Annotated in this window: 1 protein-coding gene; it reads left to right on the top strand. The window is 80.2% G+C overall.

All coding sequences use genetic code 11. The features are described 5' to 3' along the window. Positions 1-217 (top strand): hypothetical protein (locus A6V29_RS09545; RefSeq protein ID WP_137160072.1); only part of this gene is annotated, 217 nt, incomplete at both ends.

Genomic DNA, 217 nt, shown 5'->3' on the forward strand with positions numbered 1-217 from the left:
CGCGGCTCTCCCCGACCTGCCGACGACGTCCTGACGACGGCGCTCACCGCGCTGACCGACCGCGCGCTGCTCTGGGGCGACGACGTGCTGCGCGCCCCCGACCCGGTGCGCCGCGCGGTCCGGCACCCCGCCGGGCTCGGCCGGCGCGCGGTCGACCTACGGGTGCAGCTGCCGGCCGATCTCCCCGCGACCCTGGCGGAGCTGCCGCCGAGGAGCG

The organism is Blastococcus sp. CCUG 61487 (assembly GCF_005222955.1).
GTDB lineage: Bacteria > Actinomycetota > Actinomycetes > Mycobacteriales > Geodermatophilaceae > Blastococcus.